17 protein-coding genes are annotated in these 17,188 nt (G+C 64.5%); 9 read left to right on the forward strand and 8 right to left on the reverse strand.

All coding sequences use genetic code 11. The features are described from left to right. The first annotated feature begins 303 nt into the window (after positions 1 to 303). The 3 genes from ACTIFK_RS18230 to ACTIFK_RS18240 all read left to right on the forward strand — a co-directional run bounded on the left by ACTIFK_RS18230 (position 304) and on the right by ACTIFK_RS18240 (position 2,555). Complete coding sequence (locus ACTIFK_RS18230) at positions 304 to 1,683, forward strand: NAD(P)/FAD-dependent oxidoreductase (protein WP_439544437.1); 1,380 nt, start codon at positions 304 to 306, stop codon at positions 1,681 to 1,683. A 37-nt stretch (positions 1,684 to 1,720) separates the two neighbouring features. Further along, the gene (locus ACTIFK_RS18235; RefSeq protein ID WP_439544438.1) at positions 1,721 to 2,158 is read left to right on the forward strand and encodes a GFA family protein; all 438 of its coding nucleotides are present in this window, start codon (positions 1,721 to 1,723) and stop codon (positions 2,156 to 2,158) included. A 109-nt stretch (positions 2,159 to 2,267) separates the two neighbouring features. Next, complete coding sequence (locus ACTIFK_RS18240; RefSeq protein WP_439544439.1) at positions 2,268 to 2,555, forward strand: hypothetical protein; 288 nt, start codon at positions 2,268 to 2,270, stop codon at positions 2,553 to 2,555. A gap of 27 nt (positions 2,556 to 2,582) precedes the next feature. On the opposite strand, the gene ACTIFK_RS18245 is transcribed toward ACTIFK_RS18240, so the two are convergent. Next, positions 2,583 to 3,992, reverse strand: a complete 1,410-nt coding sequence (locus ACTIFK_RS18245) for a YiiX/YebB-like N1pC/P60 family cysteine hydrolase (RefSeq protein ID WP_439544440.1) — start codon at positions 3,990 to 3,992, stop codon at positions 2,583 to 2,585. A 106-nt stretch (positions 3,993 to 4,098) separates the two neighbouring features. Next, positions 4,099 to 5,565, reverse strand: a complete 1,467-nt coding sequence (locus ACTIFK_RS18250) for a lytic murein transglycosylase (RefSeq protein ID WP_439544441.1) — start codon at positions 5,563 to 5,565, stop codon at positions 4,099 to 4,101. A gap of 235 nt (positions 5,566 to 5,800) precedes the next feature. Here ACTIFK_RS18250 and lepA point away from each other — a divergent pair, with 235 nt between their 5' ends. Continuing rightward, entirely contained in the window at positions 5,801 to 7,603 is a 1,803-nt protein-coding gene (gene lepA / locus ACTIFK_RS18255) for a translation elongation factor 4 (protein WP_439544442.1), read from the forward strand. A 3-nt stretch (positions 7,604 to 7,606) separates the two neighbouring features. Here the strand turns inward: lepA and ACTIFK_RS18260 are convergent, their stop codons facing one another. Beyond that, a complete protein-coding gene (locus tag ACTIFK_RS18260) occupies positions 7,607 to 8,197 on the reverse strand; it encodes an NADPH-dependent FMN reductase (RefSeq protein WP_439544443.1) in 591 nt (196 codons plus the stop codon). A 315-nt stretch (positions 8,198 to 8,512) separates the two neighbouring features. Between ACTIFK_RS18260 and ACTIFK_RS18265 the strand changes: the two genes are divergently transcribed. After that, entirely contained in the window at positions 8,513 to 9,061 is a 549-nt protein-coding gene (locus tag ACTIFK_RS18265; protein WP_439544444.1) for a hypothetical protein, read from the forward strand. 124 nt (positions 9,062 to 9,185) lie between these two features. Next, positions 9,186 to 9,635 carry a nuclear transport factor 2 family protein gene (locus tag ACTIFK_RS18270; RefSeq protein WP_439544445.1) on the forward strand — a complete coding sequence of 150 codons (450 nt, stop codon included), beginning with the start codon at positions 9,186 to 9,188 and terminating at the stop codon, positions 9,633 to 9,635. 21 nt (positions 9,636 to 9,656) lie between these two features. Here ACTIFK_RS18270 and ACTIFK_RS18275 read toward each other — a convergent pair whose 3' ends face one another. Then, a complete protein-coding gene (locus tag ACTIFK_RS18275; RefSeq protein WP_439544446.1) occupies positions 9,657 to 10,934 on the reverse strand; it encodes a DUF2130 domain-containing protein in 1,278 nt (425 codons plus the stop codon). Between the two features lie 462 nt (positions 10,935 to 11,396). Here ACTIFK_RS18275 and ACTIFK_RS18280 point away from each other — a divergent pair, with 462 nt between their 5' ends. Then, positions 11,397 to 11,696 (forward strand): hypothetical protein, encoded by a 300-nt coding sequence (locus ACTIFK_RS18280; protein WP_439544447.1) that lies wholly within the window; start codon positions 11,397 to 11,399, stop codon positions 11,694 to 11,696. Between the two features lie 65 nt (positions 11,697 to 11,761). On the opposite strand, the gene copM is transcribed toward ACTIFK_RS18280, so the two are convergent. Continuing rightward, entirely contained in the window at positions 11,762 to 12,157 is a 396-nt protein-coding gene (copM, locus tag ACTIFK_RS18285; protein ID WP_439544448.1) for a CopM family metallochaperone, read from the reverse strand. A gap of 46 nt (positions 12,158 to 12,203) precedes the next feature. Next, on the reverse strand, positions 12,204 to 14,624 hold the full coding sequence (locus tag ACTIFK_RS18290) for a heavy metal translocating P-type ATPase (RefSeq protein WP_439544449.1): 2,421 nt from the start codon (positions 14,622 to 14,624) through the stop codon (positions 12,204 to 12,206). A gap of 96 nt (positions 14,625 to 14,720) precedes the next feature. Here ACTIFK_RS18290 and ACTIFK_RS18295 point away from each other — a divergent pair, with 96 nt between their 5' ends. Next, positions 14,721 to 14,996 (forward strand): metal-sensitive transcriptional regulator, encoded by a 276-nt coding sequence (locus ACTIFK_RS18295; protein WP_439544450.1) that lies wholly within the window; start codon positions 14,721 to 14,723, stop codon positions 14,994 to 14,996. Positions 14,997 to 15,016: 20 nt separating this feature from the next. After that, on the forward strand, positions 15,017 to 15,493 hold the full coding sequence (locus ACTIFK_RS18300; RefSeq protein WP_439544451.1) for a DUF411 domain-containing protein: 477 nt from the start codon (positions 15,017 to 15,019) through the stop codon (positions 15,491 to 15,493). Between the two features lie 66 nt (positions 15,494 to 15,559). Here the strand turns inward: ACTIFK_RS18300 and ACTIFK_RS18305 are convergent, their stop codons facing one another. Together ACTIFK_RS18305 and ACTIFK_RS18310 are read right to left on the reverse strand one after the other, a co-directional pair. Then, positions 15,560 to 16,387, reverse strand: a complete 828-nt coding sequence (locus ACTIFK_RS18305; RefSeq protein ID WP_439544452.1) for a transporter — start codon at positions 16,385 to 16,387, stop codon at positions 15,560 to 15,562. 122 nt (positions 16,388 to 16,509) lie between these two features. Next, entirely contained in the window at positions 16,510 to 17,016 is a 507-nt protein-coding gene (locus ACTIFK_RS18310) for a CreA family protein (protein ID WP_439544484.1), read from the reverse strand. Between the last annotated feature and the right edge of the window lie 172 nt (positions 17,017 to 17,188).

The following is a 17,188-nucleotide window of genomic DNA, read 5'->3' on the forward strand; positions in this document are numbered from 1 at the left end:
GGGGCGTGCGCATCGCCCCCCTCACCCGGAAGCGATGTCCATGCGGAGCATAGCTCCGCCATGGCCGATCGCTTCCGACCTCTCCCCAGGGGGAGAGGTGAAGGAGTGTCGGAGTCCTCACTTCGCCTCTCCCGTCTATGCGCAGCATGGCTTTCGCCATGGTGGGTGAGGCGGACTTCCGAGCGGAGCGAGGAAAGCGGATGAGGCGGATGGCCATGGCTCCGAGTGCTCGAAATTCGTCGCCCGCGTCCTCGAAATCCTGGTAAGAGACTGCGCCGACAGAGCAAGTGCGGGAGACATGCGATGGTTGGAGACGCCACGGTTCAGAGCGGCGCCGGTCCGCTGATTTTGCCGAAGCCCGATCTGCACCACATCATCGTGGTGGGAGGCGGCGCGGGCGGTCTTGAGCTTGCGACGAGCCTCGGCAAGAAGCTCGGCACCGACGGCTGGTTCCGCAAGCGGTCGGCCGCGATCACGCTGGTCGATCGATCGCGCACGCACATCTGGAAGCCGCTGCTGCACGAAATCGCCGCCGGCAGCATGGACGTCGACCGCCACGAGGTCGAGTACATGGCGCAGGGCCACTGGCATGGCTTCAAATACCGCTACGGTGAGATGATCGGTCTCGACCGGGCCAAGAAGCTCGTGCATCTCGCGCGTACGGTGGACGAGGATGGGCGCGAAGTGACGCCCGACCGGTGGCTTCCCTACGATACGCTCGTGATCGCGATCGGCAGCGTGTCGAACGATTTCGGCGTGCCGGGTGCGAAAGAGCATGCTCTGATGCTCGACACGCCCGAGCAGGCGGAGCGGTTCAATCGCCGCCTGATCAATGCCTGCGTGCGCGCGAACACGCAACCTGGGCCGATCCTGCCCGAGCAATTGCACGTCGCGATCATCGGCGCGGGTGCGACGGGCACCGAGCTTTCGGCCGAGTTGCACGGCACGGCGCGCGGCGTGGTGGCCTTCGGTCTCGACAAGATCGATCCCGAGAAGGACATCAAGATCACGCTCATCGAGGCCGCGGACCGGGTCGTGCCGGCGCTGCCGCCGCGCGTTTCGGCGGCGACGTCCGAGATCCTGTCCAAGCTCAACGTCGACATCCGCACCAACGCGCGCGTGACCGAGGTCACGTCGACCGGCGTCAAGCTCGCGAACGGCGACTTCGTGCCGTCGGAGCTTGTCGTGTGGGCGGCGGGTGTAAAGGGGCCGGATGTGCTCGCTCGGCTCGACGGGCTCGAGGTCAGCCGTTCCAACCAGCTCGTCGTCAAGGAGACGCTCCGGACGACGATCGATCCCGACGTGTTCGCGTGCGGCGACTGCGCCTATCTCGTGCCGCCCGGAGAGACGCAGGCCATTCCGCCGCGCGCACAGGCGGCGCATCAGGAAGCCAGCCACCTCGTCAAGCAGTTCAAGGCGCGCCTGGCGGGGCTGCCGCTCAAGCCGTTCAAGTATCGCGACTTCGGTTCGCTGGTCTCGCTCGGCCACTATTCGACGGTCGGCAGCCTGATGGGCTTCGTCACGGGCCGGAAAATGCTGATCGAGGGCTTCGTCGCCAAGCTGATGTATCGCTCGCTCTACAAGATGCACGAGACGGCGCTGCATGGTTACTGGAAGGTTGCGCTCGATACCCTTTCGCGGCTGCTGACGCGCCGCACGGAGCCGCACGTCAAGCTGCACTAAGTGCGTTCGGAGCGGAGCGGAGCGGAGCAACCTTGTCATGGCAAACACGGTCCAAGCAGAAGGCGGGTGTCTTTGCGGGGCCGTTCGCTTCAAGGTGGCCGGCGCGCCCATCCGCATGGCGCAATGCCACTGTCTCGATTGCCAACGGACTTCGGGCACGGGGCATATGTCGAACGCGATTTTTCGCGTCGAGGATGTGGATTTAACCGGCGAGACTGCGAGTTTCGCCAGCGCGTCCGACAGCGGCAACGTGCTGACGCGCCACTTTTGTCCGACCTGCGGGGGACGTGTTTTTCTCTACAGCAAAGCGCGTCCTGGCATGATCGTCATGGCCGCCGGTGCGTTCGACGACAGCAGCTGGTTCGAGCCGGAAATCGTTCTCTATACGAAGCGCCGGCCGCATTGGGATCTGACAACCGACGCGGTGCCGAACTTCGAGGCCGGGCCACCGCCTCGTAAGCCGGAAGCACGGTGAATCTCTCCTTAAGGTCCGTAAAATTTTACGTGACAATTGAACGATGAATTGACAGCGGGCTGATAGGTTTTCTCCCTGGGCCGAGTGTGCCCAATGGAGGACGCGCGCCATGTGCGAGCTCAGTATCATCTTCACGTTTTCGCTCGCGCATATCGTGGCGTGGTCGGCGCTGGGCGGGGGCTGGAGCGGCGCGGCGCGAGCGCCCTTTGTGGTCTTTATTCCGGCTTTTGCTTTGATCCTCCTCGGAGCCGTATTTTTCGACTCGTACGGGAACCTTGGCCTGAAGCTCGGTACGCTGCTGGCTTGGGAAGCGCTGTATTTCTTCTGCTACGTCACGCTCAGGGTCGCGCTGCGTCCCGAGGCCGGCGCGAACCGGTCGCAGGCGGAACAGGGCTAGGCCCAAACGGCGGCAGGCCGAAAAGGCTTAAGCCTTGCCGCGCAGATAGCCGATGCGGCCGCCCGAGACTTCGCGCAACTTCTCCAGGTGAACGAGCATGTCACGAGGATGGAGCGGGAAGCCCGTCATCTTGACGTGATCCTCGTCCAGGGCGGCGAGCGCGGGCATCACCTCCTCGGCCGATTTGTGCAGCATGACGATGGTGGCGACGCAGGCGCGGCTCATGTTGCGCGGCACCTTCGGCACGACGCTGGCCATGAGGGCCTTGCTCTCGTCCGACAGGTAGCTCGACAGGCGCCCGAAGATGGCGATGAACTTGATGAACAGGTTCTCTTCAAAGACGTAGCCGCGTGTCTCCATCCACTCGAAGAACTTGGTCATCACCATGTCCTGGCGGCGCAGCAGCGGCGTGAGCCGGTACTCCTGCCATTCGGCGACGAGATCGAAGCGGGGATCGAGATCGATGTCGCCGGGGGCGAACGTCTCCTTGGCGCGGACGCCGATGCTTTTGAAGAACGCCTTGTTGCGCTTGTCGAAGCGGGTTTTGAACATCGGCAGCTGCAGGGCGCCGTTGGTCGCGTCGGCGTAGGCCTGGGAGACGAGCTTGGCGCAGAAGAGCGAGCGGCGGCCTTTCAGGCGCATCGAGAAATCGTAGGGGATGTGGGGCGCCTTGCCGGTCTTCGTAGCTTGAACACGGTCGTAGGCGAGCTTGGCGGCGCGGGCGGCGACGGCAGGGTCTTTCGACCGGTACAGCACGGCGCGGCCGAGGCCATGGTGCAGGACGTGGTCGAGCGTATTGATGACGGAGCCGTCCTCGATCAGCGCCTCCACCACCCAGTTCTGTCCCTCGGGGTCGATGTAGATGATGGCGATGTGGCTGAACTGGCTGTCGACGTCGCCGATGCGGGCGATGGCGGCGCTGTTGTGGGCGCTGCCGCGCATGAGGAGCAAGTCGCCCGACTGAAATGGAATGTTGCGGCCGTCGGCGTAGGCCGGGTGGACCAGCGTGTTCCAGTTCGTGCCGGAAAAACCACGCGTGCTCTTTTCCCCGGGGGCCAGGCGGGCGTTGTTGGATGCGATCTCGCCCAGCATGTCGGAGGCGTTGCGGGCGATGCGGAACACATTGCGCAGGGCGATCTCGGCAGGCCGCGCGAAGATGCCGGCGGCCTTCCATTCGCCGATCCGGTCGCGCATGCGCATCCGGGCCGCGAACAGGCCGTGCATGAGGCGGGGGGCCGCCTGGGCGACTTCAAGCGGGTCGGCGTCCGTGAAGTCGGTGTCGAACAGGCCGCTATAAAGGCCGCGGAGGCTGGTTTCGAGCTCGTGCGTGCTGACGTACGGCTTGCCGGCGGCGGCATTGAACCGGGCAAGCTGGTCGTCGAACGCGGTCAAACTCGTTCCGGTCACACTCGTTCCGGTCACAGTGGTACGCTGCACGGCCCGGTACTCCCCTACGCGCGCGGCGAGTTGCCGCGCGTCTCCCCCCGCGCATTGATAGAATCGGAACCCCGGCGGGTAAAGCCTCCCGCAGGGAACGCCTGGCTCAGCCGCCGTGCATGGCGGCCAAAAGCTCGTGCGTCGGGTACGAATCCGCAGGCAGATTGTACTTGAGCTGCATGGCCTTGATGGCCTGGCGGCTCTTCAATCCGATCAGGCCGTCGATCTCGCCGACATCGAAGCCGCGGGCGGTCAGAAGACGCTGGAGGTCCTTGGCCTCGTCGATGCTGAGGGTCGGAATGCCTTCGCGGCCCCGCCGCATGGGCGGCGCACCATCGATGCGGGTCGCGAGGTAAGCGGCCGTCACCGCGTAGTTCAACGACTGGTTCCACTGCAGATAGACGTCGAAGTTCGGGTAGGCCAGGAAGGCGGGCCCAAAGCGGCCCATCGGCAGGATCAGCGAGGCAGCCATGGCATCGGCGGGCAAGGGCGAGCCGTCCGCCTGGGTCACGCCCCATTCGCCCCACTTGGAGCGCGGATGCTTGATCGAGAGATCCGACTGGTCCCAAGGCATCTGGGCCGGCACACGGACCTCCTCCAGCCACGGCTCGTTCGGCCGCCAGCCCAGATGGTGCATGTAGTTGGCGGTGGTGCCGATGATGTCGGTGGCGTTGGAGAACAGGTTGGGGCGGCCATCGCCGTCATAGTCGATGGCGTGTTCGAGGTACCGGGTCGGCAGGAACTGCGTCTGGCCGATTTCGCCGGCCCAGGAGCCGATCATCGTGTCGACGGTCATGTCGCCGCGCTGGATGATCTGAAGGGCGGCCTTCAATTCGTCACGGAACATCGGCCCGCGGCGGCAATCGTAAGCCAGCGTGACGAGCGAGCGCATGATCGGCAGCTTGCCCATGCCGGCGCCGAAATCGCTCTCCAGGGCCCAGAAGCCCGTGATCACCGACGGCGCAACGCCGTACTCCTTCACGGCCCTGTCGAAGGTCTGCTGGTTGCGTTGGATCTGAGCGCGGCCGTTGGTCACCCGGTTCGGAGTGGCGAGCTTGGCCGAGAAATCGAGGAAGCTTTGAGCGAAGAAGCCCTGCTTGCGGTCGCGGGAGATGACGCTCTGATCCGGCGTCATGCCGTCGAGGACGGAGGAAATCACGCGCGGGCTGATGCCCTCGGCGGCGGCTTCGCGGCGGAAGTCGCGCATCCAGGTGTCGAAGCTCCACGTCGTCTTGCAGTTTCGCGGAGCCGCCGGCGGGGGCAAGCCCTTGGTCGAGACGCGGACGGGCGTGCCAGGAGGTTGGTTGGCCGCGGGTGCGGCTGCCGCGGCAGGTGGGGCGGCATTCGGCGCGGCGACTGCGGGGGCCGGAGCTCCGGGAGTGGGTGGCGCTGTCGCGCCATCGATCGCGGCGCCCGGAAGCGGGGCTGGCGGGGGCGGCGCTTTTTTCTGGGGTTTCGGCTTCGGCGTGTTGGCGGGCCCGAATTCAATGCCGCCGGAGGAGGCGGGGTCGTGCAAGGCGGAGACGGCAACAGTCACGGCAACAGCGGCAGCGAGAAACGGGGCAAATCGCATTTTCGGTCCATCCGGCTCGGTTATCGCCGCCACTCATGCCGACCGTTATGGCGCCGTCAAGACGAGAGGCGCTTTGGCGCTCCCTTCAGGACCGCTGGAAGCCGGATAAATCGGGGTTAAATACAACAATTCCAATGATGCATCGGAGCAGGTATGGAGGGCGCGGTCGATGGCCGCCCCCGAGGGGGCCGCAACGCCCTTTTGCCCTGTCTCCCGAGGTGATAAGCACGCGCGCATGACCGATACCTCATTGATCCGCAACTTCTCCATCATCGCCCATATCGATCACGGCAAGTCGACGCTGTCGGACCGGCTGATCCAGCTTTGCGGCAACGTGACCAACCGCGAGATGAAGGAGCAGATCCTCGACTCGATGGACATCGAGCGCGAGCGCGGCATCACCATCAAGGCGCAGACCGTGCGCCTCGATTACAAGCACACGGACGGAAAGATCTATCAGCTCAACCTGATGGACACGCCCGGCCACGTGGACTTCGCCTATGAGGTGTCGCGCAGCCTGGCCGCCTGCGAGGGCGCGGTGCTGGTGGTGGACGCGAGCCAGGGCGTGGAAGCCCAGACGCTCGCCAACGTCTATCAGGCGCTCGACAACAACCTCGAAATCCTGCCGGTCCTGAACAAGGTCGATCTGCCGTCGGCGGACGAGGATCGCGTCAAGCAGCAGATCGAAGACGTGATCGGCATCGATGCGTCGGAGGCCGTCGGCGTTTCCGCGAAAACGGGCCTCAACGTGCAGGCCGTGCTCGAAGCCATCGTCGAGAAGCTGCCGCCGCCCTCGGGCGACGCGTCCAAGCCCCTCAAGGCCATGCTCGTCGATAGCTGGTACGATGCCTACCTCGGCGTCGTCGTGCTCGTGCGCATCATCGACGGCGTGCTCAAGCGCGGCCAGAAGGTCATGATGATGGCGACGGACGGCCACTATCAGGTGGAGCGCGTCGGCATCTTCCGCCCGAAGCAGGAAATGCTGTCGGAACTCGGCCCGGGCGAGGTCGGCTTCTTCACGGCGGCGATCAAGGAAGTGGCCGACACGCGCGTCGGCGATACGGTGACGGACGAGAAGAACCCGACGCCCAATCCGCTGCCGGGCTTCAAGCCGGCCCAGCCGGTCGTGTTCTGCGGCCTTTTTCCGGTCGATGCGGCCGACTTCGAAGATCTGCGCGATGCGATGGGGCGCCTGCGCCTCAACGACGCGAGCTTCTCGTTCGAGGCGGAAAGCTCGGCGGCGCTGGGCTTCGGCTTCCGCTGCGGCTTCCTCGGCCTCTTGCATCTCGAAATCATCACCGAGCGCCTCGAGCGCGAGTTCAACCTCGACCTCATCACGACGGCGCCGTCGGTTATCTATCACCTGCACATGATCGACGGGTCGGTCATCGAACTGCACAACCCGGCGGACATGCCGGACACGGTGCGCATCGATCACATCGAAGAGCCGTGGATCGAGGCGACGATCCTGGTGCCGGATGAGTATCTGGGGTCCGTGCTGAAGCTGTGCCAGGACCGGCGCGGGCGGCAAAAGCAGCTCACCTACGTCGGCAATCGGGCCATGCTGATCTATGATCTTCCTCTCAACGAGGTGGTGTTCGACTTTTACGACCGGCTGAAATCGGTCTCGCGTGGCTATGCGTCGTTCGACTACAAAATCAAAGGCTACGAGGAGAACGAGCTGGTCAAGTTGACGATCCTCGTCAACGACGAGCCGGTCGATGCGCTGTCCATGATCGTGCATCGTACGCGCGCGGAGAACCGCGGCCGGTCGATGTGCGAAAAGCTCAAGGAGCTGATCCGCCCGCACTTGTTCAAGATCCCGATCCAGGCGGCCATCGGCGGCAAGGTGATCGCGCGCGAGACGATCAGTGCGTTGCGCAAGGACGTGATCGCGAAGTGCTACGGCGGCGACATCACGCGTAAACGGAAACTGCTCGACAAGCAGAAGGCCGGCAAGAAGAAGATGCGCGAATTCGGCAAGGTCGAAATCCCGCAGGAAGCCTTCATCGCGGCGCTCAAGATGGACGAGAACTGATCCTCAATAGGGAGGGGGCTTGGTGGCGCGTTGAGCTTTGGCGGCTTCGCTCCACCAGGCCAGATCGTCGGCGAAGCGTGGGAACGCTTTTTGCAACGCCTCGCCGCCTGAGCCGGTCGGTGCGCCAGCAGGATCAAGCGCCTGGCCTATTTGTCCGACTGAGAGCGTGCTCGAAATGACGACCATGCCCATCTCGGAAAGCGTGCCGTGCCAGGCGACACCGGACCGTGCGCCCGCGAACCTGCCGGCCGAGTAACTGGCAATCGCGGCCGGACGCCAAAACCATTCCTCGAGAAAGTGGTCCGTGAGATTCTTCAGCCCGGGCTGCATGCCCCAATTGTATTCGCCGGTCACGAAGATGAAGGCGTCGGCCGCCTTGATCTTGGTGGCGAGGGCTTCCATTGCCGGCGGCGCGGTGCCTGGCGCAAATTCCTTGTACATTCGGTCGAGCATGGGAAGTGCGACGGCCTTGGCATCGATCAACTCGACGTCCGCGCCGCGCTGAGCGAGCTGCGAGACAAGGAAGTCCGCCAATCGAATGCCCATCCGGTCTGAGCGATAGGATCCGTACAAGACCAAAATCTTCTCTGGCATGTCTTTGCAGCTCCTTGAATGCGGCTGGCGCGCGGGGTGTGGCTGATCGATCTGGCGCGGCTTGAAATCTCTAGGTATTAGGGTGTGAGTTCGGGGGATCGAAGTTTCCACTGGCGCAGAATAACGCCATTCGCGGGTGGTTTGATCCGAATGACGAGCCGAGACTGTCGGGGCGAGTTTCGATACGGCGCGCGCTCGTCGCGCGGGTCGCTATCGCCGCGCTCAAGATGGACGAGAACTGATCTGATGGTCGCATTTTCTTGCGACGAACCGGCATCCACTTCGTCGGAAAATGCTCCATGGACGCGGCGCTGCATGTCGATCGTTGACGCGAACTACCGGTTCATCGCGGCCGCGCAGGAGGCGAACGCGCGCATCGCGCAGCGGCAGCAGTCGCTCGCGCTCTATGTCACGATCGTGCTGTCGCTGCTGGCGGCCATGGTGGCGCTGGGCAACGGCCACTCGGGCGGCTCGTCAAAGGCGATCTGGCTGCTGCTCGGATTTCCGCTCGCCTCGCTCTGCCTCGTTTTCCTGAACTACAAGTCCGAGGCGGCGCTGACGAACCTTCGGAGCTTCCTGTCAGAGCTGGAACAGCTCGGGGGCGCGCATGAGCGTCTGCCCAGTTTCAACACCGATGTCCGCTGGACGCTGGCCGCCAACAAGGCGCGCAAGTTCCACGACATCGCGTCGGCGTTTCTTGCCGCCGGCGCGCATGCGATCGGGATCGCTGTCGCCAACTCGGCGGCGGCCGGCCCCGAAACGCTCATTCTCTCGGCGGTGACGGCGGCGACGGGCGTGGCCGTGACGATTGCGCTGCTGCTCGTGCCGCGCTGGCGGTATCAGCCGCTGCTTCGTGCACCTTGAGGCACGCGTCTTCGTGGACTGATCCTGCGTCTGCAATTCAGATAACGAACGATCTTTATCGCTTCGCAAAAGATGGGTTAAACTTCGTCGATCGGGCGAGCCCGGGCTACGACGGGGTTGACCGATGTCGCAAGAGGAAGATGCAGCCGTTTTCCGCCAGGCGGTTCGCTATTGGAGCGACGGCAATGGCGAGGGTGTGTTGTCTCTCATGGCGGACGACATCGTCCACACCGTGAACGTCGACGCGATGGGCATTCCCTATCTCTTGAGCGCTGAGGGCAAGCCTGCGGTCGCGGCGCGGCTGGCTTTGATCGGCGCGACGTTCGTCGTCGACGCGTTCGTCGTCGAGAACTTCTTTTTTGAGACTGATGAGATCCGGGCGAACGTGCTCGGGTATCACATGCACCGGAAGACGCGTGAGCGGCTCGACGTCAAGATTAGGTTTCGAATTCGCGTTCGGGATGGACTGATCGTGCGGCTCGATGAGTATATCGATGGGGCTTATGTCGACGCCTTCGAGAAGTTCGTGAAACATCTCGAGAAGACTGCGATGGAGTCGGGTGGGGTGCCCTAATTCGATCCCCACCCCCGGTTCTCATTCCGCCGCGTCGCGTTCCTCGGCTTCGAGCAGCGGCACGGACAGCGCGTCGATTTCTTCGAGAGCCTGGCCGGCAATGCCCTGGACGTCGCCGTACATGCCGGCAGTGGCGTCGACGACAACGCGGATCTGTGCCTCGCGTTTGGCCCACTGCTTGGTCATCCATTTGCGCTCGCGGTCGAGATCTTCCTGCATGTCATTGAACTTCTCGATGATCGCTTCGACGCGGTGACGGAAACGGGGGCCGGTCAGGTAGTCGTAGACCAGCTCCATCTTCGTCTCCTGGCCTTGGCGGGCATGGCGCGCAGCAGCCAGTTCCAAGAGCGACTGACGCAACGCGATCGCAACGGGGAGTGCGCAGCGCGGCTCTGCGACCCAGACGCCGTCGATCAGGTCGAAGGCGGTGACGTCTTTCGGCAGGGCGTTGGAAATAATGAGCGCGAAATCGGCTTTGGCGCGGCGTTGATCCTCGCGGATCTTAGCGAGCCATCCGTCGCTCCAATTCTTGGTGCGCTTCAGTTCCCAGAGAATGGTGCCGCACGCCTGGTCGAACGGCCCGAGCACGCGATGCAGCACGTCGCCGCCGAACTCGCCTTTCGGAACGGGCTCGATCAGGTCGCGCGGGAAGCGGCCGCGCAGGGTCTTTTCAAGCTCGAGTTCCAGGGCTTCGCCCTGAAGCTGCTGCGAGCCCTGCTCGGCTTTACGCTTTAAGTCCTCGATCTGGCGCTGCATGGAGGAAATCTGCTCCTCCTTTTCCGCCACGCGCAGCTTGAGGCCTTCCTCGGCTTCCGCCTTGGCCTTCTGGCGCACGTCGCCGAGCGAGGTCTGCACCCGCTTCTCGATGGTGAGGTCCATTTCACGGCGGGCGTCGTCCAACTCGCGTTCCTTGCGGATCAGATCGGCCTGGGCCTTCTGCGCTTCGGCAAGTTTGCCTTCGCGTTCGCGCAGCACGTCCTGCAGGTCCAGGAGCTGCCTGTTTTTCTGGTCGAGGTCGGCGGCGGCGAGGAGCTTCGCCTTGCGGCTTTCCTCCGCCACGATGGCCTCGCGCTCGATGGCGACCTGATCGGCCACGTGGTCCGCAATGGCGGCCTTCTCCTTGGCGAGGGCGGCCTGCTGGCGGGCGATCTCGGCCTCGCGCTTGGCGACCTCGGCGTCCTTCTGCGACATCGCGTGTTCAAACTTCCGGCGCGTGGCTTCGAGCATCGGAGCGGCGAGCTGCTCCGTCAGTTTGATTTCGGTCGAACAGTTCGGGCACTTGATGGCGGGCTCGGTCATGGTGGTCCTTCAATCTGCGATGTCGAAGCGGACTCGCGAATCCTCAATGCCTCACGGAAACGCTCGGGGGAGCGGGCCGCGAGGGCAAGGGATGAGACGGTCTGGCGAGTCGATGTTCATCAAATGTTCTCACTCTTTCCCCTGCCGGTCAACAGGGATCTTTGCGGGGTGGGGTGGATGCAAGTCGTGCCCGTGCACGGGGCGCCGGCGGGTCTCAAGCGGCGGTCGGCGTGCGACGTGCGCGGCCGGTGCGTGACACGCACGCGTCCCGATCCCGGCACTCATTCATCGCGGCCAAGTGTGCAACTTGTCCCGCCAAGGTTTGCCGGATCTGACCTTGTGAAAAAGCGCACTCCGCCGGCTCAATCGGGCAGCGGAAGCAGGCTGAGTATCGCGCGTTTTGCGCCCTGCCGATGCGTCAACGCCCTCAACGGGCAGCTCAAATACAAGGGAGTCGAAACTATGAGGAAGGTCTTGATTGCGGCTGTTGCCGCTCTCATTCCGGCGTCCGCCGCGCTTGCCGATTGGGCGGGCAGTTTCGCCACGATCGATACCGATGGCAACGGCAGTATCAGCCGCAAAGAGTGGGACGCAAACCAGAGCAAGCTGAAGCTCGATCCGGCACCGACGTTTACGGCGATGGACGCCGACGTGAACAACGGCGTCGACGAGGACGAATGGGCTAAAGCGGAGAAGATGGCGAAGGCCTTCCCCGTATCTTGCAAGGCTTCCGGCGAATCCTGGTGCCCGAAGGGGTACTAAGTTTCGGCACTTCGACAAAACCCGAAACCCGGAAGGTACCTCCGGGTTTCGGGTGATGGAGCGGTCTACCTACCGCGTTTCGCCAGCCACTCTTTCATGAAGGCGATTTCGGTTTTTTGCGCCTTGATGATGTCCTCGGCAAGCTTCCGCGTCTCGGGGTCCTTGCCGTACTTGAGGACGATCTCGGCCATGTCGATGGCGCCCTGGTGGTACGGGATCATGCCTTGAATGAAATCCACGTCGGGATCCCCGGTCAGCGCGGCCGACATGCCGTGATGCATTCTGAGATTGGCTTCCTCGAACGCCTTGGTGGAGTCGGACTTGGGTCCTGATTCGGCCGTCGCCGCCTTGTGCGCCGCGTGCGGGTCGTGATCGTGTTCTTGGGCCAGGGCGATCAAGGCGAGAATGCCCATGACCGGGAAGGCCATGACCGGGAAGGCAAGTGCTAAGGTCCGCTTCATCTGTACTCCTTGTTCTGAGCGGGTTGTTGCGGTGGGCCGCGTGGGCCTAGATGCGCGCGCGGCGTAGCCGGAGTGCGTTCGCGACCACGCTGACCGACGACAGCGACATGGCCGCGGCTGCGATCATCGGCGACAGAAGGATGCCGAAGACCGGGTAGAGCACGCCGGCCGCGATCGGGACGCCGGCCGCGTTGTAAGCGAAGGCGAACACCAGGTTCTGGCGGATGTTGGCCATCGTGGCGGTCGAGAGCGTGCGCGCGCGGGCAATGCCGGTGAGATCGCCTTTCAGAAGCGTCACGCCTGCGCTTTCCATGGCGACATCCGTGCCGGTGCCCATGGCGATGCCGACGTCGGCTGCGGCGAGCGCGGGGGCATCGTTGATGCCGTCGCCGGCCATGGCGACGATACGTCCCTGCCGCTTGTAGCGCGAGACGATGGCGCTTTTGTCCTCGGGCAGCACTTCGGCCTCGACGTGCTCGATGCCAAGCTGTCTCGCGACGGCGAGCGCCGTCGTGCGCTGGTCGCCGGTCAGCATGACGACGCGCAGGCCCGCCTCCTTCAACGCTGCAATTGCCGCCGGCGTGGTGGCCTTGATCGGATCGGCAATGGCGATAACGCCGGCTGCCGACCCATCGATGGCAACGAAAATGGCCGTGGCGCCATCGCGGCGGAGGCTGTCGGCGCGGTCCCGGAGCGACGATGTGTCGATGCCGGCATCGTGCATGATGTGGTCGTTGCCGATGACGAGACGCTTGCCTTCGACCGTTCCGAGCACGCCTTTGCCGATCGGCTGCTCGAAGCGGCTGGGCTCGACGATGGCGAGGTTCCGCTCGCGGGCGGCCGCGACGATGGCGGCGGCCAACGGATGCTCGCTGGCGCGCTCGAGGCTGGCGGCGAGGCGGAGGAGATCGTCTTCGGAGATGTCCGACGCAGGCTCGACGGCGACGACGCGCGGTTTGCCTTCGGTGAGCGTGCCGGTCTTGTCGACCAGGAGCGTGTCGACCTTTTCCATGCGTTCGAGCGCTTCGGCGTTCTTGATCAGGATGCCGGATTGTGCGCCGCGCCCGACAGCGACCATGATCGACATCGGCGTGGCGAGGCCCAGGGCGCAGGGGCAAGCGATGATGAGAACCGAGACGGCGGCGATGAGCGCATGGGCGAGCCGGGGCTCCGGTCCCCAGATCCACCAGGCCGCAAATGCCAGAGCCGCGACGAACAGGACCGCCGGCACGAACCACGCGGCAACGTGATCGACGAGGCGCTGGATCGGGGCGCGGCTGCGCTGCGCGTCGGCGACCATCTGGACGATGCGGGCGAGCAGTGTGTCGCGGCCGATCTTGTCGGCGCGCATGACGAAGGCGCCGGACTGGTTCGTGGTGCCGCCGATCACGACCTCGCCCACGCCTTTGGTGACGGGCATGGACTCTCCGGTCACGAGGGATTCGTCGATGGCGCTGCGGCCTTCCAGGATTTCGCCGTCGACGGGCACGTGCTCGCCCGGACGCACGCGCAGGCGGTCGCCAACCGCGATGCCGGCCAAGGCAACGTCTTCGTCGGTGCCGTCGGCTCTGATGCGCCGCGCTGTTTTGGGGGAGAGATCGAGGAGTGCGCGGATGGCGCCGCCGGTGCGCTCGCGGGCGCGCAACTCCAGCACTTGGCCGACGAGGACCAGCGCGGTGATGACGGCCGCGGCTTCAAAGTAGACGGCGACCGAGCCGTTTTCGTCGCGCATCGCCGCCGGGAACAGGCTCGGCGCGAGTGCGCCGACGACGCTGTAGATCCAGGCGACGCCGGTGCCGATTGCGATCAGCGTGAACATGTTGAGGTTGCGGGTCTTGAGAGATGCCCAGCCGCGCTCGAAGAACGGCCAGCCTGCCCAGAGCACGACCGGCGTCGCGAGGGCGAGCTGGATAAAGTTCGAGGTCTGGCGGTCAAGCATGTGATGGCCCCAGAGGTGACTTCCCATCTCGAGGGCAAACACGGGAAGGGTGAGGGCCAGCGCGATCCAGAGCCGGCGCGTCATGTCCGCCAGTTCGGGATTGGGCGCGTCGCCCGCGGTGGCGACCTCCGGCTCGAGCGCCATGCCGCAGATGGGGCAGGCGCCGGGGCCGATCTGGCGGATTTCCGCATGCATCGGGCAGGTGTAGACGGCGCCGGGGTCGGCGGGCGGCGCGGGTTCGCCGGGGGCGAGATAGCCGGCCGGATCGGCGGCGAACTTTTCGCGGCAACGGGCCGAGCAGAAGTAATAGGTCGTGCCGTCGTGGGCGTGGCTGTGCTTGGCGGTCGCGGGATCGACGGTCATGCCGCAGACGGGATCGATGGCGGCGGGCGTCGCGGACTGCGCGGCGTGAGAGTGGCCGTGCGCATGAGCGTGTCCGTGCCCGTGGGCCGGGGCGTGCGCTGGGCCGTGTGATCCGCAGCACGACGCGGGAGCGCCGTCGTTGGGCTTCGAATTCCTGTCGTTCATGCAATGCCTCGTCCCTGATGCAAGCGCCTCAACAGGCTGTTGGCGCGCCGCTGCGTTCTGTTTGACACGTATACCCCCATGGGGTATGAGTCAAGAATGACAAAGCCTGCAAAAACTGCACGCCTGAAACGCCTTTCCCGCATCGAAGGCCAAGTGCGCGGTTTGGCCCGCATGGTCGAGGACGACCGGTACTGCATCGACATCGTGACGCAGATCGCAGCCGTGCGGGCCGCGTTGCGTCGCGTGGAAGAGGATGTGCTGCGCGATCACATCTCGCATTGCGTCGCGCATGCGATGCAGAGCGGAGATGCCGACGATCAACAGCAGAAGATCGAAGAATTGATGGACGTGCTGGCGCGCAGCGCGCGGTAGACCAAAGGAGCGACCTCAGGATGACGACAGGCAGCATCTTCGATCGCCGCCAATTATTCGGCGTGATCGCCTCCGGGGCGGCGGTGCTGGCCACGGGCGTACGTGCCGCTCCGCTTCCGCACGTGCTGGTCTTTCGCAATCCCGGCTGCGGGTGCTGCCACAAGTGGGCGGATCACCTGATTGCCAACGGGTTCGACGTGACCGTGCGGGATGCGCCGAGCTTGAAGCCGATCAGGGATGCGCTCGGCGTGCCTGAGGCGCTGGCCGGGTGCCACACGGCGCAGATCGGCGGTTATGTCATCGAAGGCCATGTTCCCGCCTCGGCCATCAAGAGGTTGCTTGCCGAGAAGCCGGCCGCGCTGGGGCTGGCCGTGCCCGGAATGCCGATCGGTTCGCCGGGCATGGAGGGCGGTGAGCCGGAGACCTACGACGTCATTCTGTTCGGCGCGGGAGCGCAGCGGAGCTACGGCCGTTATCGGGGAGACACGGCGATCTAGGCGCTGGCAATCGGGAGGCGCCGCACGCGGCGGCTTTCCTCGTCCCTCTGGTCTCGTCTCTCTGGCCTAGTACCGGCGGGACAGACCGACGAAGACGTTGAGGTCGTCGGCGGCGTCCGTGACGCCAATGTTGGCGCCGGCATCGAGCTGCAAGTTGTCCGTGACGGCGAAGGTGACGCCGCTGTCGATCGTGACGACGGTTTCGGCGCCGCTTTCCGTGCTGCGCTCGACGAACGCCTCGACATAAAGGCCGAGCTGTTTCGTGATCTCGAAGCTGAGGGTGGCGGAATTCACGAACGTAGGGTCATAGCCGCCCGTGCTGTTTTTCAGGATGTCGATCTCCGTCATCAGGCCCAGACCAACTCCCTGGCCGAGGTCGACCGCCAGCGGCACGATCACGCCGCCCTCGACGTCGTTGTTGAGACCGGCCAGCGTGTTGGTGGGAATTTTAATGACGGGCATGATGCCGAGCGCCGTCGTGCCGCCGTCGTTGCCCCAGAGGTTGTGCTTCAGGCGAATGGTGACGTCGCCGAAGCCGCTGTCGGTGTCCGTCGCGCCGTTGCCGGACGTGCGCGTGGAGCTGAAGGCGCCGTAGACGATCTGCACATCGGTGTCGTGGGTCAGGCCGATTTTGAAGTTGAACGGCAGGATGTCGACGGCGCGCGTGGTGACGCCTGCGTCGCTGTTGTAGGTGTACGTGACGAGGTCGGTTTCGATCTGGAAGCGCCCGGCGTCGACGGTGTAGGGGCTTTCCGTCTTGTCCGGCCGGTCCGTGTTCATGTCCCGCAGCAGGCTGTCCGGCGTCGGGTTGAAGATCGTGTAGGCGCGCTTGTCAGTGGCGACGGCGGGGCCGGCCGAGGCCAAAAGCAGCGCGGACGCTGCGGCTATATACATCTCTCTCGGGTGCCGCATCGTGCTCGAATCCTACCTGCAAATCGTTTGCAAGTAGATGCGCACATGTTCGCATCTCGCGCAAGCGAATGAGGAGGAGCTTGCAACGGCAAGCTTGCTCGGAGCTAGCCGGTGATCCACTCGGAGCACTTCGCGGGCGGTGTCGTTTCGCCCCACGGGCTGATCGGCACGCTCGAGGTGGAGTTCTCCGGGCTGCCTTCGATGATCTTGTCGGTGTAGATCAAATAGACCAGCACGTTGCGTTTGGCGTCGCAGCCGCGCACGATCTGCATGCGCTTGAAGATCAGCGAGCGGCGCTGGCTGAAGGCCTCGTCGCCCTGGCGCGTCTTGCGCTTGAATTTGATCGGTCCGACCTGGCGGCACGAGAGCGACGCGTTGCTCAACTCCTCGGCGAGGCCCAGCCAGCCGACCCAGCCGCCTTTCTCAGGCACCGTGAAATAGCATGTCACCCCCTCCACGTCGGGGTCGTCGATGGCATAGGTGCCGAGCTTGTGGTCGGGCGAGAGGAATTTCCAGACGGTGGTCTTCTTGAAGATCAGGTCCGGATCTTCCGCCGCCGCCGCGCTGACGAGGCCGCAGCATAAAACGGCTGCCGCGATCGCTGTCTTCATGGTCATGTTGCGCCCCCCTCTAACGGCGTCGCGAGTAACGCCACGCCGCGCGAGTTGTTCCTCGCTGCTCGCGTTTGGCAAGCTTAGCGCTCCTCGCCGCTTTGGCATTGCGGTCGCGTGCCGATCGACCAGTTGCTCCGATGGCAGCTCATCGAAAGGCGTGATGCTGTTG

The organism is Hyphomicrobium sp. (assembly GCF_051860585.1).
Classification (GTDB): Bacteria; Pseudomonadota; Alphaproteobacteria; order Rhizobiales; family Hyphomicrobiaceae; genus Hyphomicrobium_C.